Genomic DNA, 22,809 nt, shown 5'->3' on the forward strand with positions numbered 1-22,809 from the left:
TTATTGTTTCCCTGTACTTCCGAATCCGCCTTCGCCGCGGGCCGTATCGCTCAATTCCTCCGCCTCGCAGAATTCCACCGGGAGAAACGGGATCACTACCATTTGGGCGATTCTTTCCTGGGGCATGACCGTCCGGGCGGTTTCCCCGTCATTGTGCACAGCGATCATAAAAGGGCCCCGGTAATCCGCGTCCACAACCCCCACACAGTTGGCCGGACGAAGGGATTCCCTGGCCGCCAGTCCGCTTCGCGCAAAGATCGCGCCGAAATACCCTTCCGGTATTTCCATGGAAAGCCCCGTGGAAATCATTACCGTCCGGTGGGGCGGAATTTCCGCAGGTTCCGCGATATCCGCGTACAGGTCATATCCCGCGGCGTACGCGCTGCCCCTTGTGGGCAGCTTCGCCGTAATGCTTAATTTTTTAACCTTAATTTCCATCTGTTTTTTCTTCTGCTGCCGGACAGGGTCTCAGGCGTTGCAGGGCTTTGCGTTTTTCGGGCAGTCCTTGATGCTGAAGCTCATGCGTCCCATGCGGTCTTTGCCAAGGCAGATCACCGTCACCACATCGCCAAGCGTCAGGACGTCCTCCACACGGTTGATCCTCTCCTTCGCGATCTTGGAGATGTGCACCATTCCCTCTTTGCCTGGAGCAAACTCCACAAACGCGCCGAATTCCTTGATGCTGACAACTTTGCCCGTAAGAATCTGTCCTTCCTCGAAATCGGTCACAATCGTCTTAATATAATTCAGAGCCTGGTCCATGGCCTTCGGGTCGGTTCCGCAGACAGATACTGATCCGTCATCCTCAATGTCAATCTTGACCCCGGTGCGGGCGATAATCTCATTGATGACCTTGCCCTGCTTGCCGACGACATCGCCGATCTTATCCGGATCAATGGTAATCTGGACAATCTTCGGCGCATATTCGTTGACGGTCGGACGCGGCTCGGAAATGGTCGGCTCCATCACTTCTGTCAGGATATACTCTCTGGCATCCTTGCAGCGTGAGATAGCCTCCTCGACAATCTTTCTGGTCAGTCCGTGGATTTTAATATCCATCTGGATAGCCGTGATCCCGTCATGGGTTCCGGCAACCTTGAAGTCCATGTCGCCGAAGAAATCCTCCAGACCTTGGATATCGGTCAAGACGATGTAGTCATCATCCGTGTCTCCGGTCACCAGACCGCAGGAAATTCCCGCCACCATCTTCCGGATCGGCACGCCTGCGGCCATGAGTGCCATGCAGGAAGCGCAGACAGAGGCCTGGGAGGTGGAACCGTTGGACTCGAATGTCTCGGAAACCGAGCGGATCGCGTAGGGGAATGTCTCCTTGTCCGGGAGCACCGGAAGAAGCGCACGCTCCGCCAGCGCGCCATGTCCGATCTCGCGGCGACCCGGCCCTCTGGACGGTTTTGTCTCTCCTACCGAGTAGCTGGGGAAATTGTACTGATGCATGTATCTCTTCTCGGTCTTATACGGATCCAGCCCGTCCACCTTCTGAGCCTCGGAAAGCGGCGCCAGGGTAACCACGTTGCAGATCTGTGTCTGTCCTCTGGTAAACATCGCAGAGCCGTGAACACGGGGAATGGTGTCAACCTCCGCGGCCAGCGGACGAATCTGCCGGATGGCACGGCCGTCGGGACGCTTGTGGTCTTTCAGGATCATCTTCCGGATGGTCTTTTTCTGGTACTGATACATCGCGTCATCCAGAACTGCCAGCCAATCCTCCTGATCCGCAAATTTCTCTCTCAGCTTCTCCGTATAGGCGGCGATATTCGCCTCCCTGACGGAACGGTCGTCGGTAAAGACCGCCTGCTCCATCTCCTCCTGCGGAATCTCCTCGCGGATGGCAGCAAAAAGCTCCTCCGGGATCGCGCAGCTTACATAGTCGTGCTTCGGCTTCCCGCACTCTGCCACAATGGTGTCTATAAACGCAATGATTTTCTTGTTCGTCTCATCCGCCAGATAAATGGCCTCGATCATCTTCGCCTCCGGAACCTCGTTGGCTCCGGCCTCGATCATGATGACTTTATCCCTGGTGGACGCAACCGTCAGCTGAAGGTCGGAAACGGAGTTCTGCTCCAGCGTCGGATTGACAATCAGCTTTCCGTCAATCATTCCGATCTGCGTAGCCGCGCAGGGGCCGTCAAACGGAATATCGGAAATCGTTGTCGCAATGGAAGAACCCAGCATGGCAACAACCTCCGGATTGCAGTCCGGATCCACAGACATAACCATGTTGTTCAGTGTCACGTCGTTCCGGTAATCCTTCGGGAAAAGCGGGCGCATGGGACGGTCGATGACACGGGAGGTAAGAACCGCGTGTTCGGAAGCCTTGCCCTCGCGCTTGTTGAAGCCACCGGGGATTTTTCCCACCGCGTACATTTTCTCCTCGTATTCTACCGAGAGCGGAAAGAAATCCACGCCCTCTCTGGGCTGCTTGGATGCCGTTGCCGTGCAGAGCAGCGTTGTATCGCCGTAATGCATGAAGGCTGCCCCGTTTGCCTGCTTTGCCACGCGGCCGATCTCCACCTTCAGCGGTCTCCCCGCCAGATCCATGGTGTAGGTCTTATACGGATTTTCCAGTTTCGTCGAAAAAGTTTTTGTTTCGTCCATCTTTCTGATTTTTCCTCTTTTTCTTCCTCTTCTCGTCTTACCATTCACCCCGCCGGGCAGACGTTACCCGGAGGGCCTGACTGCGCTGAAAAGCCCCTGTCCCAAAGGGCGGGACAAAGCAGCAGCCCGCGGAACGCGCACAGTCCGGTAATTCCGCAGCTCTTCCGCCGCAGAAGCAGCGGTATGCCGGAACACAGAAGGAATTCCCGCCTTCCGGCCATGCACAAGCTTTTTTGTCTGTTCCCGGCTGTCTGCCGCAGAACGTACATCTGCCCTGCGGCTGTTCCTGCTTATGCACGAACACAGGGCGGATAGAACCTCTACCCGCCCTGACATTCTCCTGATTATTTACGAAGTCCCAGCTTCTCAATCAGCGCACGATATCTCTCAATATCCTTGCTCTTCAGATAATCAAGAAGGCCGCGCCTTTTACCTACCATCTTCAGAAGACCACGTCTGGAATGATGATCCTTGTGGTTCTTTTTCAGATGCTCGGTAAGCTCTGAAATTCTCTCTGTCAGAATGGCTACCTGAACCTCCGGGGAACCGGTGTCTCCCTCTGTTCTGGCAAATTCCTTGATAATTTCCTGTTTCTTTTCTGCTGTAATCATGTGATTCCTCCATGTGATTGATGACCGCCGCGAATTAAGAACCGGTTGGAGATTCCGTGATCTGAATCCGGGCTGTTTACAGAGCCCCTTGAACGGGGCAGATTCATACCCGACAACTATAGCATAGCGGGAAATGCATTGCAATATAATTTTCAGCGTGTTTTCGCCGGTCCTGCCGCCGGTTCTGCCGGCAGTTCTTCCGCCGTCCCGCAATCGTCGGCTGTTTTTTCCTGTTTTTTCTGATCCCGGAGTTTCCGGAAAAAGCTGCTCAGCATACTGCTGCACTCCTCTTCGAGCACACCGCGGACAATCCTCACCTGATGATTAAACCGTTCCACCTGAAGGAGATTCATCACGGACCCCGCGCACCCGGCTTTCGGATTCATGCACCCGATAACCACCTCGTCGATCCTTGACTGCACAAGCGCGCCGGCGCACATCTGACAGGGTTCCAGCGTCACATACATGGTGCAGCCCTCCAGCCTCCAGTCTCCCAGCTTTCGGGCCGCCTTCCGGATCGCGTTCAGCTCCGCGTGGGACAGGGTGTTTTTATCTGTATTCCGCCTGTTGTACCCCCTGGCGATAATCTGGTCGTCCCGGACGATCACGCAGCCGATCGGCACCTCCATAAGCGCTTCCGCCTTCCGTGCCTGCCGGATGGCCTCCCGCATATATTTCTCTCTTTTTTTCCGGATCTTTTCTTGCTCGGTCATGCCCTTATCTGCTCCGCCTTCTATCATTCGTCATTTACACTCCATGGTTCCTTTATGGGCTTTATGCTTCATACGCTATTTTTCTTTTTTACTGCGGTATCGGAATGATCAATATAATTACCATAAAACATCTGATTCAAAAAAATACCGGAAGCCCTCGTAAGGATTTCCGGTATATCGTTTATGTGCCGGCGGTGGGAATCGAACCCACACGGCATTGCTGCCAACAGATTTTGAGTCTGCCTCGTCTACCAGTTCCGACACGCCGGCAGGCATTGCTGCGGTAAACGCAAAGAAAATCTTAACATATACAGGAACCAAATGCAAGCGTACCGCATTTTATTCCCCGAACATTTTCCGGTATTCCGGCGAAAAATCCAGCGTGGCGAAATAATCCTTCGGTGTCTCCGGGCGGCGGATCATCTGAAAGCTTCCGTCCTCCTTCAGAAGAACCTCGGCGGACCAGAGCTTTCCGTTGTAGTTATAGCCCATGGAGAAGCCGTGCGCCCCTGTATCATGAATAAACAGGAGATCCCCCTTCTCGATTTCCGGAAGCATGCGGTCAATGGCAAACTTATCATTGTTCTCGCAGAGCGAACCGACCACATCATATTTGTGATCGCAGGGAGCATCCTCTTTCCCCATGACAGTGATGTGGTGATACGCACCGTACATGGCCGGACGCATCAGGTTCACCGCGCAGGCATCTACGCCGATATATTCCTTATAGATGTGCTTTTCATGGATCGCACGGGTGACAAGCGCCCCGTAGGGTCCCATCATAAAGCGTCCCATCTCGGTGTACAGCGCCACATCTCCCATTCCTGCCGGCACCAGAACCTTTTCATACACCTTCCGTACACCTTCCCCGATGACGCGGATGTCGTTCGGCTCCTCCCACGGCTTGTAAGGAATGCCTACGCCCCCCGAAAGATTGATGAATGTGATTTTCGCGCCGGTCACATTCTGAAGCTGGACTGCCAGCTTAAATAAAACCTCTGAAAGCTTCGGGTAATATTCATTTGTGACCGTATTGCTTGCGAGGAAAGCATGAATGCCGAATTCCTCCACTCCTTTTTCCTTTAAGATCCGGAATGCGGAAAAGAGCTGGTCTGTCGTCATGCCATATTTGGAATCTCCCGGATTGTCCATGATTCCGTTGGAGAGCGCGAAGAGTCCGCCCGGATTATAGCGGCAGCAGATGCGCTTCGGGATATAGCCCAGGGACTCCTCCAGGTCTTCAATTCCCGTAAAATCATCCAGATTGATGATCGCTCCCAGTTTGTCCGCCTCCCGGTATTCCTCCAGAGGGGTGTCATTGGACGAAAACATGATGTGATCCCCGTCAAATCCCATTGCCCCGGAGAGCATCAGCTCGGTCATGGAAGAGCAGTCACAGCCGCAGTCATATTCCTTCAGAATGTTAATCAGGTAGGGATTCGGTGTGGCCTTGACCGCGAAATACTCCCGGAAGCCCTTATTCCACGAAAACGCCTCCTTAACCGCCTGCGCATTTTCCCGGATTCCCTTTTCGTCATAAATATGGAACGGCGTCGGAATTTCCCGTGCGATTTCCTCCAGCTTTTCCTTAGTTGTAAATGGTTTTTTCATTTTCTGTCCTTTCTTCTGTCCTGCTGTACGGGAAGCGGCCATTCCTTCCTCTTCCTATTTGTCAGCCCGCGGGCATGACATTTATTTTACATGAACGTGATTATACAAATGATCCTGACAATATTCGTAATTTCCGTTGCACTTGGAGCAGAACCGGAATTCCAGGTTCGGGTCGTCCAGCTCCGTCCTTCCGCAGACCGCACAGCGGTGAACCGCGATTTTCTTTCCCCCGAAGGTTGTGCGGTCTACCTTTTGCCCCTGGCCGCTGTAATCCTGGGTATTTCTCCGACTGTCCCAGGCATTCCCGCCCGCCGTATTCCGGGTGCCGTAGCCGTTCATCTGTCTGTGGAACTCCCTCTGTCTTCTCCTCTCCGCCGGGCTCTTCTGCTTCAGAACCAGAAGAACAATCGTTCCTGCCAGGGAACAGAGAATCATGATCAGCGTAAACAGCTTCAGAGAACTCTGGAACACGGAGTAAACCAGAAACGCCACATCGACCCAGGCAAGATATTTCATCTTGATGGGGATCAGAAACATAAACAGCACCTGCTGATTCGGAAAAGTAAGCGCGAATCCGAGGAAAATGGACAGGCTGACATAGTAGGTGGAAATCAGCGCGATGCCCTGGCTGTCCGCGTAATAAAAGAGCGACGAGCCGTAGATGGCATTGATAATAAAGGCTCCGACGACCGTCATCAGAAGGCCGAAGAAAATATACAGATTATAGAAATAATCTCCCCAGACACGTTCCAGGGCGGTTCCGATCTGGTAATAGAAAATCAGCATGATGATCGTAAAAATATCCAGAGACCCCGGAGGCATCAGCCACCAGGTGACAAGCCGCCAGACCTGTCCGTGCAGGATAGCGTCCGGATTCAGAGACAGATACCCGATGTAATTGGCACCGGTGGCCCGCTGCATGATGGCAAGAAGATATCCGGTCACATAGGTGATAATAATATAAATGGTCAGATGCCGGATGGCATATTTCCCGAATTTTCGCTCCATTTTGTGAAGAAAGTTCATGTACGCAACTCCTTTGATCCGTATGCAGATACTCTGACTGCTGCGCCTGCAGCTTAACCGATTATAGGAAACCTGAACATCTTTGTCAATTCTGTCAAAATTCCCCTGCACCTCCGGATATCTGCGTGAAACGGTTTCCTCTGCCGCATTGCAATTACCCTTTCCGCTGTGGTAGGATACAAAAAACAGAGCAGAATCAGGAAAGGACACACAAATGGCAGGATCATCCATCGGAACTATTTTTCGCGTCACGACATGGGGAGAATCCCACGGGAAAGCTGTCGGAGCTGTTGTGGACGGCTGTCCGGCCGGCCTTTCACTCTCAGAAAAGCGGATTCAGCCGTTTCTGGACCGCCGGAAGCCCGGACAGAGCCGCTACACCACACAGCGCTCCGAGGCGGACAGGGTGGAAATTCTTTCCGGTGTTTTCGAGGGAAAAACCACCGGAACACCGATCTCCCTGCTGATCCGGAATAACGACCAGCATTCCGCCGATTACGGCAATCTGGCGGATGTCTACCGCCCCGGACACGCGGACTTTGGCTTCGACGCCAAGTACGGATTCCGCGACTACAGAGGCGGCGGACGCTCTTCCGGCAGGGAGACCACCGGAAGAGTCGCGGCCGGAGCCATCGCCGTCCTTCTGCTGGAGGAACTGGGCATCCGTCTGACCGCCTATACCAGATCCATCGGGCCGGTAAAGATTTCTTCCTTCGATGAATCACAGATCATGAAAAACAGGCTGTACATGCCGGACGCCGAGGCGGCGGAAAAAGCCTCCCTCTGGCTGGAACAATGCATGAAGGAGCAGAACTCCTCCGGCGGAACCGTGGAGTGCCTGGTTACGGGAATGCCTGCCGGAGCCGGTGAGCCGGTCTTTGACAAGCTGGACGCCTGCCTGGCAAAGGCAATTATGTCGATCGGCGCCGTTAAGGCCGTGGAAATCGGGGACGGGATCGCCGTGGCGGAAGCCACCGGGGCAGAAAATAACGATCCTTTCCTTCCCGGCGGTCGTGATTCCGCCGCCGTCCGCAAGGCATCCAACCATGCCGGAGGCATTCTGGGCGGAATCTCAGACGGAAGTACCATACGGATCCGGGCATCCGTCAAGCCGACCCCTTCTATCTCCCGCGTCCAGAAAACTGTCAGCAGAACCGGAGAAGCGGTGGATCTGTCTATTCACGGAAGACACGATCCCGTCATCGTCCCGCGGGCCGCTGTTGTTGTCGAAGCCATGACTGCCCTCACGCTGGCGGATGCCCTTCTCTGCGGAATGTCCGCCCGTCTGGACAATGTAAAGGCCGTTTGGAAACGCTGAAGAAACCAGCTCCACACGCCTTTATGTATTTGTAGGCACGGCTATAATGATGTGAAACCTCCCCGCTCATTCCGGAGGAACAAAAAACACCGAACCAGGCAGAGCGAATCACAGGACTGCTGTCCACGCTTTTATCGAAGAAAATAAGCCCGACGCATCAGGCTTCCTCAAGGTGTTGTCCGAAGACGACCACCGCAATTCGTATTTATAATATAACACAGAGTGAAATTCAGTGTAAGTTCTTTCAAGACAGCCTTTCTGCGAAAGGCTCCGATGTGGTTATGAAACCGGGTGCTCTCGTTTTCACCTTTCTTTTGTCCTTATGATTTTTTGCTATAGTCCTATGTTCGATGTGAACAAACGATTATTTTTCATTGCTGTTGTACTCCTTGTTGTCTTAATTCGCAATTTTTCGGACAAGTTTTCGTTGAAAATTTGTCATCCACAGCAAACATTTTGGCAGACTGCTGAAATATGCTCTGTCAGGAGCATCGCAAAAAACCGGCAGAAGCACTCCCAATCCGAAGATCGGCGGTGTCTCTGCCGGTTTTTACTATCCGTATGGACGGATAACCTGATTTTCTTTTTTTACAGCGCTGCCTTTGCGGTCTCAGCCAGCTTTGCGAAAGCTTCCTTGTCCGCAACAGCCATATCTGCCAGAACCTTGCGGTTCAGATCGATGCCGGACTTCTTCAGGCCGTACATAAACTTGCTGTAGGACAGGCCGTTCATTCTGGCCGCAGCGTTGATACGTGCGATCCAGAGCTGACGGAACTGGCGTTTTCTCTGTTTTCTTCCCGCATAGGAAGAAGCCATTGCGCGCATTACGGACTGCTTCGCGATACGATACTGTTTGCTTCTTGCGCCTCTGTAGCCCTTTGCCAGCTTCAATACTCTGTTATGTTTCTTTTTTGCGTTCAAACCGCCTTTAACTCTTGCCATAGTTCCTTTTCCTCCTTAACCAGTTAATCGTACGGAAGTATTCTCTTCATGCTGCGTACATTTGTCTGATCCAGCACAGCTGCCTTTCTCAGATTTCTCTTACGCTTTGTCGTTTTCTTGGTTAAGATGTGGCTCTTATATGCTTTATGTCTGATCAGCTTACCTGTACCAGAAACCTTAAAACGCTTAGCCGCTGCTCTTTTTGTTTTCATCTTAGGCATAATTCATTCCTCCTTACTTACGCTTCTCTGCCAGAACCATAGACATTGTTCTTCCCTCCACCTTGGCAGGCTTTTCCACCGACGCGATGTCAGAAAGCTTTTCTGCGAAATCATCCAGAATATGACGGCTGGCATTCATATGCGCCATCTCTCTTCCGCGGAACCGTAAAGTTACCTTTACCTTGTCGCCCTTGGTCAGAAACTTTCTGGCTGCGCCCACCTTGGTATTCAGGTCATTGGTGTCAATGTTGGGCGACATCCGAACTTCCTTAATATCCACGGTATGCTGCTTCTTACGCGCCTCTTTTTCACGGCGGGCCTGTTCATATCTGAACTTGCCGTAGTCCACAATCTTGCACACCGGCGGTTTGGCCATCGGGGCGATCTTAACAAGGTCGAGGCCGGCTTCCTGCGCCTTCATATAGGCCTCTCTCGCTGACATGATTCCCAGCTGATCCCCATTTTCTCCGACCAGACGGACCTCGCGGTCACGGATCTGCTCGTTAATCATTAACTCGCTAATCTTTAATACCTCCCGAATAATCTCTGAACTGATGATCCCCTGCAAAAGAAAAAGTGGATAGACAGACTATCCACTCTCATACGACAGCACAGAACAGGATTTGCCTGTCCCGGTCTGAACATATTAACCCGAGTCACGCGCCGTGCTAAGGTGAGAGCAGATACTCTTCTTTCTTTTCAACATCTGCTACCATAACACGGGTTTCCTATATTTGTCAATGCCCTTTTTCTGATTTGCATGATTCGGCGGGTTCCAGCCAGATTTCCGCCTCTTCTTCTGTACAGACGCAGAGCAGGGCGTCTTTTTCCCTTCCCTGCCTGTCCTCCGCCCGCACAATAAACCAGGAGAGGACTGCCGGAAGGGCGGGATCCAGCACAGAGAAACGGGAAAAATTCTCATCTATCCCCGCTCCGGTATATTTGACATACGCCTCCTTGCCCGTCCAGACCTGGAAAAACCTGTCGGCGACGCCGGAAGAACCATCTTTTCCGAAACTCTCTGCGCTGTCCGGCCGCGGAATTCTCCGCGTATACGGCGTGTTATCCTCCTTAAATTCCTCCGCCCCTGCGATCCAGCGGCTCTCCTCCGGGTGAAACCATCGGCCGGCCAGGAAACGGCACTGTTCCTCTCTTGTCCGTCCCCCTCCTCCACGGGTCTCCGGCAACTGCAGGTCAATCCCCACCGGGCAGCCGCCAAGGGCAATCATCCGGGTTCGTCCGCTGTCTGTGACAGAAAGATATCTGTCCGGCTGATTCACAAAAAACGGTTTCCCTTTTTCCGTTTTCAGCACCTCCCAGGCGGAATCCTCCGGACTGCCGAATCCGTTCTTCCGGCAGTATCTTTCGACCGCCTGACGAAAGACATCGTCCTTTGACTTTTTTCCATCCATCCGGAAAGAATAAATGCTGATCTGATGCAACTGTCTCTCTTCCTCTCCCGTCCGTGCAGAACCCAGCGAATATGCGGATTTCCTTGAAGAAATGGCTGACTCCCTTTCCCGCCCGCACAGAACTCAGAATTTATAGACATGGTCGGAAAGCACATCGTCCGGCTGGAGCTGTGTCCTGTTTACCTCCTGCACCATGCCGTTCAGTTCTTCCTCCCGGTATGTCCCGTCGTCCGGCAGGATCAGGCATTCGTGAATGCTGCAGGGTATCATATAAAATCCGCTGTCCAGCCCCGCACGGATTATTTCGACCTGGTTCGGGTAGGCAATGGCGACAGCGCCTGCCACCCCGTCGCTGTTGGTCAGTACCAGAAGATTGGAATCCGGAAGGTCGCCGTCACGGGCATATTCCGGACTTTCCTTCAAAATGTCGCAGAGTCTGCGCAGAGTGGCCCGCTTTTTTTCCAGAGTGTTCTGCCAGGCGTCTTTTTTCAGCTGTTCCTGCCCGATTCCCCATTTTTCCAGATGCGAAAGGCAGATCTGGATGTGATAATCCGACAGTCTTCCGTCCGGCTGGTAATAATAGCTGATCGCAAGATCCTGCCACGGCTCAAAAGGGATCCCGGCCAGCCGTTCTTCGTTCTTTTTCCTGCTGACAAGCTGACAGTAAACATGCGGGGCTACCGTCTCATAGCGGAGGAAAAAATCTTCCGGAAGCGCGTCCTTCGCGTGTACACACTGAATACAGCTGTCAATGATTTCATCGGCGATTTCCGGGATGCTCATCGAATACCGGGCTCTCCGGTAATAATCCTCCGGATAGGCCGTGGGACTGACGGAACCGTTTTCTCCCTTCAGGATAATGGCACGTTTTTTCAGCCCGTTGTTTTTACTGACCTCGCCGACAGAAACGGAAAACAACCCTTCCGACTGTTTCTGCAGCTCTTTGACAAGCATATCCTCAAATTCCCTGTACTGCATCATAGCAAACTCCTTTCGACAGGACCGCGGAACGCGGCAGATTAGAAATGAAAAAAGAAATGTCCGGTTCTCCGCATCGGAAGAATTTCCGGAAAAAAGAAACTGCCTTGAAAAAGGCAGTTTCAGAATACCATGTTAACCGCCGGATGTCCAGCGGAAGCCCTGTCGGGAGCTGTTCTAATCGGTATGCGGGATTACACGCGCTTCAGATACTCACCGGTACGGGTGTCAATCTGAACCTTGTCGCCCTCATTGACAAAAAGAGGAACGCTGATCTGCGCGCCGGTCTCAACGGTAGCCGGCTTGGATGCCCCCTGCGCGGTATTCCCGGCAAATCCGGGCTCTGTCTCTGTAATAACCAGCTCGACAAACAGAGGAGCCTCTACCGCGAATACATTGCCGTTGTAGGAGCAGATCTTTACCATCTCATTCTCTTTGACAAACTTCAAGGAGTCGCCGACGGTTTCCTTATTGACAGCGATCTGGTCAAAGGTCTCTGTGTTCATGAAGTAATAGAGATCTCCGTCGTTGTACAGATACTGCATCTCCACACGGTCAATTCTGGCCGCCGGGAATTTCTCGGTCGGGCGGAAGGTTTTTTCCACAACACCGCCATTGATGACATCCTTCAGCTTTGTTCTGACAAAAGCCGCGCCCTTACCCGGCTTTACGTGCTGAAACTCCATAACCTGACAAACCTTGCCTTCAATCTCCAGGGTAATGCCGTTCTTAAAATCGCCAGCTGCTACATCTGCCATCGTGATGTTCCTCCTTAAAAACCATGTATATATTAGTGTAAACCGCGCTTCCTGCAGAAATCCGGCCGCAAAACAAAGACGGACGCATGCCCGCATGCAGATCCATCCCGTTATGCTTCAGCGGCGGCAGAAATGCGCCTGAAGCTCACTCTTAAACGTTAAGATGATACCGTATTTCCCTACCTCTGTCAACACGGAATCTGCGGTCAGCCGCGCCTGTCCCGTTCATAGCGGTCCAGCACTTTCTTCTCCAGCTTCCGCTTCAGGACAATCTGGATTTCCTCCTTCGGGTTGATCGGATTGACCAGAATGGTATAGATTCCGGCCTTTCTGGCTCCCCACACATCGGTAAACAGCTGGTCGCCGATAAACAGCGTGTGCCGCTCATCCGTACCCAGAACCGCGCAGCCTCTCCGGTAGCCTCCGGTAAAGGGCTTGTTTGCCATGGAGATGAATTCTGTCCCCAGCGCCTCCGCAAACGGCTCTACCCTGGTTCTCCGGTTGTTGGAGATCAGGCAGGTACGGAAGCCGATGCCGCGCAGCTTCCGGAACAGCTCGACCGACCTGGCGTCCGCCGGCGCCCCGTGGGGCACCAGCGTATTGTCCACATCGAATTCCAGCCCGCGGAACCCTTTCCGGTACCAGGCTTCAAAATCAATTTCATAGACGGATTCCGCCCGTTCATCCGGATAAAAAGCAGATAACAAATGTCCCAAGCGATTACTCTCTTTCTCTGAGCGGTACATAGTCCTGCTCCGGAAGCACGTTCTTGTAGGCAGGACGGATAATCTTGTCGGTGTTGATCAGCTCCTCCATGCGGTGGGCGCTCCAGCCGACAATGCGGGCGCACGCGAAAATCGGTGTGTACAGCTCCGTCGGGAGATCCAGCATGCTGTAAACAAAGCCGCTGTAAAAATCTACGTTCGCGCTGACGCCCTTGTAGATGTGTCTCTCCTCCGCGATGACCTTCTTTGCCAGCTCCTCAATCATGCTGTACAGACGGAAGTCTTTCTCCCGTCCCTTCTCTTCCGCCAGTTCCTCCACAAACCGCTTGAAGATTTCCGCCCTCGGATCGGAGATGGAGTACACCGCGTGTCCCATGCCGTAGATCAGCCCCTTCCGGTCAAACGCCTCCTTGTGGAGAAGCATGCGCAGATATTCCTCTACCTGTCCCGGGTCGGTCGTGTCTTTCACGTTTTTTTTCAGATCTGCGATCATTTCCACCACCTTGATGTTGGCGCCGCCGTGCTTCGGTCCCTTCAGGGAGCCCAGAGCCGCGGCAATGGTGGAATAGGTATCGGTTCCGGAAGAAGTCACCACATGGGTGGTAAATGTGGAGTTATTTCCGCCGCCGTGTTCCATATGGAGCACCAGCGCCAGATCCAGCACCTTGGCCTCAAAGTGAGTAAACTTCTTATCCGGGCGGAGCATCCGGAGAATATTTTCCGCTGTGGAGAGGGATCGGGACGGGTTGTGAATATACAGGCTTTTTCCCTTGATGTAATGATTGTAGGCCTGATAGCCGTAAACAGAGAGCATGGGGAAATCCGCGATCAGATTCAGGCACTGCCGCAGAACATTGGACAGGCTGATGTCATCCGGATTACTGTCGTAGTAATACAGGGTCAGCACGCTGCGGGACAGCGTGTTCATCATGTTTTTGCTGGGAGCCTTCATTATCACGTCGCGGACAAAATTTTTGGGAAGTGCCCGCTGGTTCGCCAGCAGCTTTGTGAATTCCTTCAGCTCTGCCTCGTTCGGGAGTCTTCCGAACAGAAGCAGGTAAGCGGTTTCCTCAAATCCGAACCGGTCTTCCTCCAGGAATCCCGCGGTCAGCTTTTTGATGTTGATGCCGCGGTAGTAAAGCTCCCCGTTGCAGGGAGTTTTTACCCCGTCCACATCCTTAAATGCCACGATATTGGAAATCTGTGTCAGGCCGGCAAGAACGCCGGTCCCGTTGAGATCGCGCAGGCCGCGCTTCACATCATATTTTTTGTACAGTGAAGTATCCAGGGTGGAATGGCTCACACACTCGCTGGTAAGCATTTCTATCTGGGGTGTTGTTTTCATCTGAAAACTCATCGGATTCTTTTCCTCTCTTTCCCTGTTCTGTTTCAGCAGCCTCTGACAGCGGTTCCCTTACTGATGATAGGTCTCCAGGAAATCAGAAAGCTTCTGCATTGCCTGTGACAGTGTTCTGCGGTGAGGCAGATACACAATTCTGAAATGGTCCGGCGCAATCCAGTTAAACCCGGTTCCCTGCACAACAAGCACCTGCTTCTGATGAAGGAAGTCGTAGGCGAACTGCATGTCGTCCGTAATATGGAATTTTTCGGTGTCCAGCTTCGGGAAGATATAAAATGCAGCCTTCGGCTTGACAACGCTGATTCCCGGAATATCCTTCAGGGCATTGTAGATAAACTCTCTCTGCTCGTAAATTCTTCCGCCCGGGACAATGTATTCATTGACGCTCTGGTAGCCGCCCAGCGCCGTCTGGACAATGGACTGTGCCGGAACATTGGAACACAGCCGCATGTTGGAAAGCATGTTCAGACCTTCCATATAATCTTTTCCTTTGGACAGGTCGCCGGACAGAACCATCCAGCCGATCCGGAACCCGGCAATCATATGCGATTTGGAGAGACCGGAGAAGGTCACGCAGAACAGATCCGGAGCCAGAGAGGCAATGGAGGTATGCTGATACCCGTCCATAATCAGGCGGTCGTATATCTCATCGCAGAAGATCATCAGCTCGTGTTCCCTGGCCACCTGCACAATCTGCTCCAGCACATCCTTTTCATACACCGCCCCGGTCGGGTTGTTCGGGTTGATAACGACAATCGCCTTCGTTTTGTCGGTAATCTTCGACTTGATGTCTTCGATGTCCGGATTCCAGTCCGCCTGCTCATCGCAGATATAATGAACCACATGTCCGCCGGAAAGCGTCGCGCAGGCTGTCCAGAGCGGATAGTCCGGCGCCGGAATCAGGATTTCATCCCCGTCGTCCAGCAGCGCCTGCATGGCCAGATTGATCAGCTCGCTGACACCGTTGCCCGTGTAGATGTTCTGAATGTGCAGATTCGGGAGCTTCTTCAGCTGATAATACTGCATGATGGCTTTTCTGGCGGAGAACAGTCCACGGGAATCCGAGTACCCCTCGCAGTCTGCCGCATTCTGAATCAGATCCGCAATGACCTCATCCGGCGCTGAAAAACCGAAAGGAGCCGGATTTCCGATGTTCAGCTTTAATATTTTGCGTCCTTCCTCTTCCATCCTGGCGGCTTCTGTAACCACCGGACCCCGCACATCATACAAAACATTGTCCAGTTTAGAGGATTTCTTAAAAGTTCGCATAACCAGGCCTCCTTGGCTGTTTTTGTTGATAACGATTGATTTATCATATCATTTTTATGCACAATTTACAATACAATGATTACGGAGTCAAAAGTCTTGCCCCCCCGCGGAGAGTTTGCCTGCCGGTAGGGTGATAACTTTATGGCGCACCCGTACAGGGGCATGCATGGTTGCTCCTTCCCCACGGGAATGCAAATGGACACAGGATTTTGGAATCCTGCCCGTCGGCGGAATAATCTGTAAGACACGAATCCCGGCCGGGAGATGCAGAAACTGCATTCCCGTCCGGGATTCTGGCGGCCGGACCGCTCTGCTCAGCCGAGCATCATCCGGTCGTTGGAAAACTCCTCTCCGGCTGCCTCCTCAAATTTTTCCAGCAGCTGGGAAACCTTCAGGTTTTTCTTATCTTCTCCGGATACATCAAAAATAATGTGTCCCTCATGCATCATGATCAGACGGTTTCCGTGCGCGATGGCGTCCCTCATATTGTGGGTGATCATCAGCGCCGTCAGATGCTCCTCGTCGATGATGCGCTCTGTAGCGTTGAGAACCTTTTCCGCGGTCTTGGGATCCAGCGCGGCCGTATGCTCGTCCAGAAGCAGAAGCTTCGGCTTCTGGAGGGTTGCCATGAGCAGTGTCAGAGCCTGCCGCTGTCCGCCGGAAAGAAGGCCGACCTTGGATGTCATCCTGTCCTCCAGCCCGAGGTTCAGAAGTTTCAGCCGCTCCCTGTATTCCCCGCGCTCCGCCTGGGTCACGCCCCACCGGAGTCCTCTTTTTCGTCCCCTGCGCTTTGCCAGCGCCAGGTTTTCGTCGATCTGCATGGTGGCTGCCGTCCCGGTCATCGGATCCTGGAAGACCCGCCCGATCAGCTTCGCCCTCCGGTAATCCGGCAGTCCCGTCACGTCCTGCCCGTCTATGGCAATCGACCCGCTGTCCACCGGCCATACACCCGCAATCGCGTTCAGCAGCGTGGATTTTCCGGCTCCGTTGCCCCCGATGACCGTGACAAAATCCCCGTCATTCAGCGTCAGGCTGACATTGGTAAGAGCCCGTTTTTCATTGATGGTGCCGGGATTAAAGGTTTTACTGATATTTTTAATTTCCAGCATTTACTTTCCCTCCCCTCTCGCGTTTCTTGCCGCACGGGAGAAGGAGCTCTTCCGCTGTCCCTTCAGATACGGTACTGCAAGGAAGATTGCAACGATAATCGCGGTGAACATCTTCATCAGATTGGAATCGATCTTCAGCCACAGCACCAGCGTGTAAACCAGATAATAGATGATTCCGCCGATGACGACAAAAATCAGGCGTCCCAGGAAATTCAGCCGTTTTCCCATAATGGCTTCGCCAAGCACCTCGCCGATGATGACGGCGGCCAGTCCGATGACGATGGAGCCTCTTCCGCTGTTGACATCGGCAAATCCCGAATACTGCGCGGCAAGGCCTCCCGCCATTGCGACAATGGCGTTGGAAAGCGCCAGGCCGACAACCTTCATCAGGCTGATGTTAATTCCCTGCGCCTTCGCCATCTGTTCGTTGCAGCCGGTAGCACGGATCGCCGATCCGACCTCGGTCCCGAAAAAGATATAGAGGATGATGATCAGGACAGCCGCCATGATCCCGCCCACCCAGATGGCAAGCGGAACCGTTCTTCCGGACAGAATCAGGACATACTTGTCAACACTGACCGCCTGGTTGGCCTTCATCGCCATGATCAGAAGGTTCACGGAATACAGCGCGTACTGTGTCAGAATTCCCGCAAGGATTGCCGGGATGCCCAGAAGCGTGTGAAGCATTCCCGTGACCGCCCCGGCGAGCATTCCCGCAAGAAAGGCCATGGCCAGCGCGGCCCATGGATTCCAGCCGGCCAGGATCAGCATAACTGTAACCGCCCCGCCGGTGGAAAAAGTTCCGTCCACGGAAAGATCGGCAATGTCCAGAAGCCGGAATGTAATGTAGACACCCAGAGCCATCATGCCCCAGATCAGACCCTGTGCGATTCCCGCCGGAAACCTGCCCAGCAGGTCCAGCGGATTCAGTGACGCAAAGTATGCCGCCATAGTTCAGTCATCCCCCTGTCCGTTATGATTCAGAATCCTCTTCCGGAGTGTAAGCCGTGTAGCCGTCCGGAACGGTAATGCCAAGAGCTTCGCAGATGGTCGGGTTGTATTCCTTGACCGGATTCTGATAATACTCGATCGGCATGGTGGAGATATCGGACTCTCCCTTCAGAATCTTAATGGCCATATCGCCGGTGGTTTTGCCAAGCTCATAGTAGTCAATGGAAAGTGTGGCGACGCCGCAGCCTGCCATGATCCCCTCCTCGCCGCAGACGATCGGAACCCCTGCCGGCTGAGCCACGTTGTTGATGGCTTCTGTGCAGGAAGCAGCCGTGTTGTCCGTCGGAATATAGAGGACATCGTTATTGCTGCAAGCCTCTCCGACCACAGACGCAACATCGTTGGAATCGGAGAATGTGTAGGTGTTAACCGTCAGTCCGGCCTGCTCCAGATACTCCTGAACCTTATCTGCCTGGTATTTGGAGTTCGGCTCTGCGGAGCAGTATACGATGCCGACGTTTTTCGCGTCCGGGAACAGCTCGGTAACCATATCCGCCTGCTGGTCCAGCGGAGCCAGGTCGGAAGTACCGGAGATGTTTCCTCCTACCGTTCCGTCAAAGTCACTGATATCCAGCGCCACGCCGTATTCGGTGATGGACGTTCCGAGAATCGGGATTGTGCTGGTCGCGGCCGCCGCGGACTGCAGGGAAGCGGTGGCGTTGGCAAGAATCAGGTCGCAGTTCTCGGAAACCAGGTTCTGGCAGATCTGTGTTGCCGTGGAGGCGTCTCCCGCCGCGTTCTGCTCGTCAAATGTCACCTTGTCCCCGAATTCCGCTTTCAGCTCGTCCTCGAAGCCCTTGGTTGCCGCGTCCAGAGCCGGGTGCTGAACCAGCTGGCAGATGCCGACAAGATAGGTCGCGTCGGAATTCGCGGATCCCGAAGAGGCTGTGACGCCCTCGGAAGAGGCGGAAGAACCCGCAGACGATGAAACGGAGGAAGCCGCAGAAGAGGCCGAGGAGGCCGAGGAGGCCGTATCCGCAGAGGAAGCCGCAGACGATGCCGCGGAAGAAGTGCCGCCGGTACATCCGGCAAGCATAGCTGCTGCCATAAGGGCAGCGCTACAAACCGATACTGTTTTTTTCATTTTCATAGATTGATCCCTCCCTGATAAGATCTTTAGCACATGAATGCGTAACGCATTGGTGTGCTAAAGTACTCTGACAACTATATCATACCTCCCGGAACACGTCAACGGCACGGTTTTACGGAAAAAAGCCGCCGGATCACTCCAGCAGCTTTTTCAGCTCATCCATAAATGTATTGACGTCCTTAAACTCCCGGTAGACGGAGGCAAATCTTACATAGGCGACCGGATCCAGATCCTTCAGGCGGTTCATGACGATCTCCCCGATTTCCGTGCTGGGGATCTCCCTATCCTCCCGGTTGAAGATTTCAATCTCGACCTTGTTGACCAGCTCGTTGATCTGCTGGATCGAGACCTTCCTCTTGTGGCAGGCACGCAGCACGCCGTTAAAGATCTTGTCCCGGTTGTACTGCTCCCTGCTCTGATCCTTTTTGATGACGATCAGCGGAATCATCTCTATTTTTTCATAGGTGGTAAACCGTTTGCCGCAGTTGTCACACACCCTTCTTCTTCTGATTGAGTTATTTTCTTCTACCGGTCTGGAGTCTACCACGCGGGTATTCTCACTGCTGCAGTAAGGACATTTCATAATACTTTCAACCTCTGACAATTAAAATTCAACAAAGCCTGGTTCCACAGTTCGGACAGAACTTTGCTCCGTTTACCCTGGTTCCGCAGTTCGGGCAGAAATTTACGGTTTTCCCGCCCGCACCCTGCTCCGGGGCAGGCGGCGTGTCGGAAGTCTGCTGAAACCCGATGGACTGCGGCCCGGCTTCTGCCGCCGACGGTTCCGTCTGCATATTCTGGGAAGCCTGCCTGAACTGGCTGGCCATCTGCTGACCCATAGCCATTCCCATACCGATTCCCGCCATCGCCCCGGCGGTGTTTCCGGCAGCGGAATTGCCGGAGCTTAATGCATCCGCCATTGCCATCTGCTGGTATTTATTCATATCCCCGACCATGCTCTGAGAAGCTGCCTTCTCCGCCATGCGCTGAATTTCTTCCGGATAGGAAACGCTGGAGATGGAGAAGTCTGTGATGCCGATGCCGATTTTGCACAGCTCGTAATCCAGATCCGTCTGAATCCCCCTGCCGATCTCGCCCGCGAAGGCCTGCAGGTGGAACATGTCCCTTCCTTCCTGGACAATATGCTTCATCAGAAGCTGATCCAGCTTGGAGACAATTCTTTCCTTCACATCTGCCACCGTGAACACGGACTTGACGCCGGCCACTTTTTCAATCAGCACCTGGTCGTCCGAAACCTTACAGGTGAAGGTTCCGAATGCCCGCACCGGCATGCCCCCCGGCAGTCCCTGCGCCGGGATCAGAATGGCGTTTTTCGTCCCCCATTTCCCGGTGATTTCCTTTGTGTTGACAAACAGCACCTCTGCGCGCAGACCGCTGTTAAAGCCGAACCGGAAACCTCTGAGCGTGGAAAGAAAAGGAATGATCTGGGACTCGATGTCAAAGCTTCCCTCGTCCCGGAAGATGCCCTCTGTCTTTCCGTTGTACATAAAAATCGCGTCCTGACCGGGGCGGATGATCAGTCTGCTTCCCTTCTTGATCTCGCTGTTCGGCCATTTCCAGAAAAGCATTTCCTCGTCGAAATCCGACCACTCCACCACATTTGCGAACTGACTGCCTAAGCCCATTGCCTTTCCTCCCGCTGCGCTTTACATACCGAGTTTCTTCTTCAGTGCCTCCAGCTCCGCGTCCACGTCCCGGTCTGTGCCGTCATCGTACTTCTCCGCAAGCTTTTCCACAGAGGTGTCCTCGGAGGACCGGTTCAGCTCTGCCCTGGCATTCGCCTCGTCCAGCATCCGCTGCGCCTTTGTCTCCATGCGGTCAAACGCGGCATTTCCGTCTGTGAGGTTCATGCTTCCGACCTTTTCGTTCAGATCATTGATCTTCTGCTGCGCCTTTGCCGCCGCGACCGTCGCCTTGACAGACGCCTTCCGCTCGTTCAGCGAGGCGATGTCTTTGGTCAGCTTGTCGTGCATCTGACGCATCTTGTCGGCGTTTTCCGCCGTGGCGTCCGCCGTTTTCTGAAGAGTCTCCCGGCTTTTTGCCAGCTCAGTCTTTTTCGCGAGGAACGCCCTGGCGTCCTCCTCGTTTCCGGCAAGAAGAGCCTTCTCCGCGTAAGCCTGCATCTTCGAGATCTGGGCGTCGCACTCCGCGAGATCCCTTTTCGCCTTTTCCGCGTCGGCCATAACGGCCGCCGTCTCTGCCTTCACCTTGCCCAGATCGCTTTCCATATCCCGGAGATACTGGTCAATCATTTTTTCCGGGTCTTCCGCCTTGTCCAGAAGAGCATTGATGTTTGCGGACATAATGTCCTTAAAACGTTTCAGGATTCCCATATCGGTGTCCTCCATCCAATCAGGCCAACAAGAACCATCTGCTTTGTGTCCTTCTTATCCGTCGTCCCCCGCCGGTACGCGGGGTTCTCCGAATCCGGAGCTTCCAGGGCTTTCCTGATCCGGAGCTGTTATTACCATTATATACAAATCCGGTTCTGTTGAAAAGCAAAACCGGACAAAGCTCACCCCGTATTCTATTTCAGGAAGACCGCCCCGATCGCCCCGAAGAGCCCCATGGAAGCCAGTGCCATAATGACGCCGGCGATGCAGACGCCGCACATGACGGCAATCACGCTTTTACGGAAATTCATGTCCAGGAGGCTGGCAGCCAGCGTCCCGGTCCATGCCCCGGTCCCGGGAAGGGGAATCCCGACAAAAAGCATCAGCGCCACGAACAGGCCGTTCCCAGCTCCCTTCTGCAGCTTTTCCCCTCCGCGTTTTCCTTTTTCCAGAATCCAGCGGAACGGTTTCCCGATCACCTTTTTATCCGCCCCCCACTCCAGAATTCTTCTGGCAAACAGGTAGATAAAGGGAACCGGGACCATGTTTCCGATCACGCAGAGAATATAGGTGGGAACCAGCGGCAGGCCCAGGCCAACCCCGATCGGAATCGCGCCGCGGAGCTCTACGACCGGCACCATAGATACCAGAAAAGTAATCAGATATTTTGTAAACATAAATGATTGATACCCCCATGGGAAAAACCGAAACGTGAAAGCGCGGCGTTTCAGGCGCCGCGTATCAATGATTTCTGTAAAAGTACCCCGCATACAGGGCAGACCGTCAGTTTCTTAAAGGATGCCGGCGGCAGCAAGCACAAGGACAAGGGCGCCCAGCACAATTCTGTACCAGCCGAACACCTTAAAGTCGTGTTTCCTGATATACTCCATCAGGAACCGGATGACGAAGATGGAGACCACAAACGCCACAACCATGCCTGTCAGAAGGATGACCGCCTCCGCGGCCGAGAAATGCAGGCCGAATTTTGCCAGCTTCAGGACGGAAGCACCGAACATGGTCGGAATGGCCAGGTAAAAGGTGAATTCCGCCGCCACGGTTCTGGACATGCCAAGAAGAAGGCCTCCGACGATGGTAGCCCCGGAACGGGAGGTTCCTGGAATGACGGCAAGCGCCTGAAAACAGCCGATCAGGAAGGCGTTTTTCCAGCTGATCTGCCGGATGCGGGAAATCCGCGGCTTTCTTCCCCTGTTCCAGTTCTCAATGACAATAAAGAGAACGCCATACAGGATCAGCATGACCGCAACCGGAACCGGCTTGTACAGATGCGCCTCCAGCCAGTTATCAAAAAGGGCTCCCACGAGTACGGCCGGAATCAGTGCCACGGCGATTTTCAGCCAGAGCACAATCTTATCCATGTACAGATATTTATCCGCGAAATCCTGGAACTTCCTTGTGAACCCGCCCGATGCCCGGTAGCTGAACTGTGTTTTCTCCGCCGCGTTCTTTGCGGTGTGAAACGGCCACAGCCTCCAGAAATAGATCACGACGACAGCCAGGATCGCGCCCAGCTGGATGACCACGTTGAACATCTCCGTGAAGGCTTCGCTCTGCCCCAGATCCAGAAGATTTCCTACCAGGATCAGGTGACCGGTACTGCTGATGGGAAGCCACTCCGTGACCCCCTCCACAATACCCAGGATAATCGTTTTCAGCAATGTCAGCAG

Annotated in this window: 24 protein-coding genes and 1 tRNA gene; 1 reads left to right on the forward strand and 24 read right to left on the reverse strand. The window is 53.6% G+C overall.

Annotated elements, in window-relative coordinates:
• The 7 genes from dut to FYJ60_RS01510 all read right to left on the reverse strand — a co-directional run bounded on the left by dut (position 1) and on the right by FYJ60_RS01510 (position 6,577).
• The gene (gene dut / locus FYJ60_RS01480; RefSeq protein ID WP_154456815.1) at positions 1-438 is read right to left on the reverse strand and encodes a dUTP diphosphatase; all 438 of its coding nucleotides are present in this window, start codon (positions 436-438) and stop codon (positions 1-3) included.
• A gap of 30 nt (positions 439-468) precedes the next feature.
• Positions 469-2,616 carry a polyribonucleotide nucleotidyltransferase gene (locus tag FYJ60_RS01485; protein ID WP_235903281.1) on the reverse strand — a complete coding sequence of 716 codons (2,148 nt, stop codon included), beginning with the start codon at positions 2,614-2,616 and terminating at the stop codon, positions 469-471.
• A gap of 344 nt (positions 2,617-2,960) precedes the next feature.
• A complete protein-coding gene (gene rpsO / locus FYJ60_RS01490; protein ID WP_154456816.1) occupies positions 2,961-3,227 on the reverse strand; it encodes a 30S ribosomal protein S15 in 267 nt (88 codons plus the stop codon).
• Positions 3,228-3,379: 152 nt separating this feature from the next.
• Positions 3,380-3,940, reverse strand: coding sequence for a tRNA adenosine(34) deaminase TadA (gene tadA, locus FYJ60_RS01495; protein ID WP_154456817.1), 561 nt, complete (start codon positions 3,938-3,940; stop codon positions 3,380-3,382).
• Positions 3,941-4,126: 186 nt separating this feature from the next.
• Positions 4,127-4,210, reverse strand: a tRNA-Leu gene (locus tag FYJ60_RS01500).
• Between the two features lie 69 nt (positions 4,211-4,279).
• Positions 4,280-5,551 (reverse strand): diaminopimelate decarboxylase, encoded by a 1,272-nt coding sequence (locus FYJ60_RS01505; protein WP_154456818.1) that lies wholly within the window; start codon positions 5,549-5,551, stop codon positions 4,280-4,282.
• An 81-nt stretch (positions 5,552-5,632) separates the two neighbouring features.
• Positions 5,633-6,577 (reverse strand): rhomboid family protein, encoded by a 945-nt coding sequence (locus FYJ60_RS01510; protein ID WP_154456819.1) that lies wholly within the window; start codon positions 6,575-6,577, stop codon positions 5,633-5,635.
• Positions 6,578-6,791: 214 nt separating this feature from the next.
• Between FYJ60_RS01510 and aroC the strand changes: the two genes are divergently transcribed.
• Complete coding sequence (aroC, locus tag FYJ60_RS01515) at positions 6,792-7,895, forward strand: chorismate synthase (RefSeq protein WP_154456820.1); 1,104 nt, start codon at positions 6,792-6,794, stop codon at positions 7,893-7,895.
• A 588-nt stretch (positions 7,896-8,483) separates the two neighbouring features.
• Here aroC and rplT read toward each other — a convergent pair.
• From rplT to FYJ60_RS01600, 17 genes are all read right to left on the reverse strand, one after another.
• Positions 8,484-8,837 (reverse strand): 50S ribosomal protein L20, encoded by a 354-nt coding sequence (rplT, locus tag FYJ60_RS01520; protein ID WP_154456821.1) that lies wholly within the window; start codon positions 8,835-8,837, stop codon positions 8,484-8,486.
• Positions 8,838-8,860: 23 nt separating this feature from the next.
• A complete protein-coding gene (gene rpmI / locus FYJ60_RS01525; protein WP_154456822.1) occupies positions 8,861-9,058 on the reverse strand; it encodes a 50S ribosomal protein L35 in 198 nt (65 codons plus the stop codon).
• 13 nt (positions 9,059-9,071) lie between these two features.
• The gene (gene infC, locus FYJ60_RS01530) at positions 9,072-9,569 is read right to left on the reverse strand and encodes a translation initiation factor IF-3 (protein ID WP_154456823.1); all 498 of its coding nucleotides are present in this window, start codon (positions 9,567-9,569) and stop codon (positions 9,072-9,074) included.
• A gap of 226 nt (positions 9,570-9,795) precedes the next feature.
• Positions 9,796-10,500 carry a 4'-phosphopantetheinyl transferase family protein gene (locus FYJ60_RS01535; protein WP_154456824.1) on the reverse strand — a complete coding sequence of 235 codons (705 nt, stop codon included), beginning with the start codon at positions 10,498-10,500 and terminating at the stop codon, positions 9,796-9,798.
• 93 nt (positions 10,501-10,593) lie between these two features.
• Positions 10,594-11,451: a DUF5688 family protein gene (locus FYJ60_RS01540; protein WP_154456825.1), complete on the reverse strand. Its 858-nt coding sequence runs from the start codon at positions 11,449-11,451 to the stop codon at positions 10,594-10,596.
• Between the two features lie 191 nt (positions 11,452-11,642).
• Positions 11,643-12,206, reverse strand: coding sequence for an elongation factor P (gene efp, locus FYJ60_RS01545; RefSeq protein WP_154456826.1), 564 nt, complete (start codon positions 12,204-12,206; stop codon positions 11,643-11,645).
• 206 nt (positions 12,207-12,412) lie between these two features.
• A complete protein-coding gene (locus tag FYJ60_RS01550) occupies positions 12,413-12,913 on the reverse strand; it encodes a YqeG family HAD IIIA-type phosphatase (RefSeq protein ID WP_205838936.1) in 501 nt (166 codons plus the stop codon).
• A 13-nt stretch (positions 12,914-12,926) separates the two neighbouring features.
• The gene (locus FYJ60_RS01555) at positions 12,927-14,288 is read right to left on the reverse strand and encodes a citrate/2-methylcitrate synthase (protein WP_154456828.1); all 1,362 of its coding nucleotides are present in this window, start codon (positions 14,286-14,288) and stop codon (positions 12,927-12,929) included.
• Positions 14,289-14,345: 57 nt separating this feature from the next.
• Complete coding sequence (locus FYJ60_RS01560; RefSeq protein WP_154456829.1) at positions 14,346-15,560, reverse strand: aminotransferase class I/II-fold pyridoxal phosphate-dependent enzyme; 1,215 nt, start codon at positions 15,558-15,560, stop codon at positions 14,346-14,348.
• 314 nt (positions 15,561-15,874) lie between these two features.
• The gene (locus FYJ60_RS01565) at positions 15,875-16,669 is read right to left on the reverse strand and encodes an ABC transporter ATP-binding protein (protein WP_154456830.1); all 795 of its coding nucleotides are present in this window, start codon (positions 16,667-16,669) and stop codon (positions 15,875-15,877) included.
• The gene (locus tag FYJ60_RS01570) at positions 16,670-17,620 is read right to left on the reverse strand and encodes an ABC transporter permease (protein WP_154456831.1); all 951 of its coding nucleotides are present in this window, start codon (positions 17,618-17,620) and stop codon (positions 16,670-16,672) included.
• A gap of 22 nt (positions 17,621-17,642) precedes the next feature.
• The gene (locus tag FYJ60_RS01575; RefSeq protein ID WP_154457065.1) at positions 17,643-18,764 is read right to left on the reverse strand and encodes an ABC transporter substrate-binding protein; all 1,122 of its coding nucleotides are present in this window, start codon (positions 18,762-18,764) and stop codon (positions 17,643-17,645) included.
• A gap of 139 nt (positions 18,765-18,903) precedes the next feature.
• Complete coding sequence (nrdR, locus tag FYJ60_RS01580; RefSeq protein WP_154456832.1) at positions 18,904-19,353, reverse strand: transcriptional regulator NrdR; 450 nt, start codon at positions 19,351-19,353, stop codon at positions 18,904-18,906.
• A 28-nt stretch (positions 19,354-19,381) separates the two neighbouring features.
• Entirely contained in the window at positions 19,382-20,416 is a 1,035-nt protein-coding gene (locus FYJ60_RS01585; protein WP_154456833.1) for an SPFH domain-containing protein, read from the reverse strand.
• Between the two features lie 21 nt (positions 20,417-20,437).
• The gene (locus FYJ60_RS01590) at positions 20,438-21,124 is read right to left on the reverse strand and encodes a PspA/IM30 family protein (RefSeq protein ID WP_154456834.1); all 687 of its coding nucleotides are present in this window, start codon (positions 21,122-21,124) and stop codon (positions 20,438-20,440) included.
• A gap of 194 nt (positions 21,125-21,318) precedes the next feature.
• Positions 21,319-21,801 (reverse strand): COG2426 family protein, encoded by a 483-nt coding sequence (locus FYJ60_RS01595; RefSeq protein WP_154456835.1) that lies wholly within the window; start codon positions 21,799-21,801, stop codon positions 21,319-21,321.
• Positions 21,802-21,915: 114 nt separating this feature from the next.
• The gene (locus FYJ60_RS01600) at positions 21,916-22,809 is read right to left on the reverse strand and encodes an undecaprenyl-diphosphate phosphatase (protein WP_154457066.1); all 894 of its coding nucleotides are present in this window, start codon (positions 22,807-22,809) and stop codon (positions 21,916-21,918) included.

This window comes from Bilifractor porci, from assembly GCF_009696005.1.
Classification (GTDB): Bacteria; Bacillota; Clostridia; order Lachnospirales; family Lachnospiraceae; genus Bilifractor; species Bilifractor porci.

Bases quoted from the DNA above. Each gene is read 5' to 3' on its own strand.
- FYJ60_RS01595 (WP_154456835.1), bottom strand. From the start codon at position 21,801: ATGTTTACAAAATATCTGATTACTTTTCTGGTATCTATGGTGCCGGTC.
- rpsO (WP_154456816.1), bottom strand. From the start codon at position 3,227: ATGATTACAGCAGAAAAGAAACAGGAAATTATCAAGGAATTTGCCAGA.
- FYJ60_RS01485 (WP_235903281.1), bottom strand. From the start codon at position 2,616: ATGGACGAAACAAAAACTTTTTCGACGAAACTGGAAAATCCGTATAAG.
- FYJ60_RS01555 (WP_154456828.1), bottom strand. From the start codon at position 14,288: ATGAGTTTTCAGATGAAAACAACACCCCAGATAGAAATGCTTACCAGC.
- FYJ60_RS01510 (WP_154456819.1), bottom strand. From the start codon at position 6,577: ATGAACTTTCTTCACAAAATGGAGCGAAAATTCGGGAAATATGCCATC.
- FYJ60_RS01540 (WP_154456825.1), bottom strand. From the start codon at position 11,451: ATGATGCAGTACAGGGAATTTGAGGATATGCTTGTCAAAGAGCTGCAG.
- infC (WP_154456823.1), bottom strand. From the start codon at position 9,569: ATGATTAACGAGCAGATCCGTGACCGCGAGGTCCGTCTGGTCGGAGAA.
- FYJ60_RS01560 (WP_154456829.1), bottom strand. From the start codon at position 15,560: ATGCGAACTTTTAAGAAATCCTCTAAACTGGACAATGTTTTGTATGAT.
- FYJ60_RS01565 (WP_154456830.1), bottom strand. From the start codon at position 16,669: ATGCTGGAAATTAAAAATATCAGTAAAACCTTTAATCCCGGCACCATC.
- aroC (WP_154456820.1), top strand. From the start codon at position 6,792: ATGGCAGGATCATCCATCGGAACTATTTTTCGCGTCACGACATGGGGA.
- FYJ60_RS01575 (WP_154457065.1), bottom strand. From the start codon at position 18,764: ATGAAAAAAACAGTATCGGTTTGTAGCGCTGCCCTTATGGCAGCAGCT.
- dut (WP_154456815.1), bottom strand. From the start codon at position 438: ATGGAAATTAAGGTTAAAAAATTAAGCATTACGGCGAAGCTGCCCACA.
- FYJ60_RS01590 (WP_154456834.1), bottom strand. From the start codon at position 21,124: ATGGGAATCCTGAAACGTTTTAAGGACATTATGTCCGCAAACATCAAT.
- FYJ60_RS01505 (WP_154456818.1), bottom strand. From the start codon at position 5,551: ATGAAAAAACCATTTACAACTAAGGAAAAGCTGGAGGAAATCGCACGG.
- FYJ60_RS01570 (WP_154456831.1), bottom strand. From the start codon at position 17,620: ATGGCGGCATACTTTGCGTCACTGAATCCGCTGGACCTGCTGGGCAGG.
- rpmI (WP_154456822.1), bottom strand. From the start codon at position 9,058: ATGCCTAAGATGAAAACAAAAAGAGCAGCGGCTAAGCGTTTTAAGGTT.
- efp (WP_154456826.1), bottom strand. From the start codon at position 12,206: ATGGCAGATGTAGCAGCTGGCGATTTTAAGAACGGCATTACCCTGGAG.
- FYJ60_RS01585 (WP_154456833.1), bottom strand. From the start codon at position 20,416: ATGGGCTTAGGCAGTCAGTTCGCAAATGTGGTGGAGTGGTCGGATTTC.
- rplT (WP_154456821.1), bottom strand. From the start codon at position 8,837: ATGGCAAGAGTTAAAGGCGGTTTGAACGCAAAAAAGAAACATAACAGA.
- nrdR (WP_154456832.1), bottom strand. From the start codon at position 19,353: ATGAAATGTCCTTACTGCAGCAGTGAGAATACCCGCGTGGTAGACTCC.
- tadA (WP_154456817.1), bottom strand. From the start codon at position 3,940: ATGACCGAGCAAGAAAAGATCCGGAAAAAAAGAGAGAAATATATGCGG.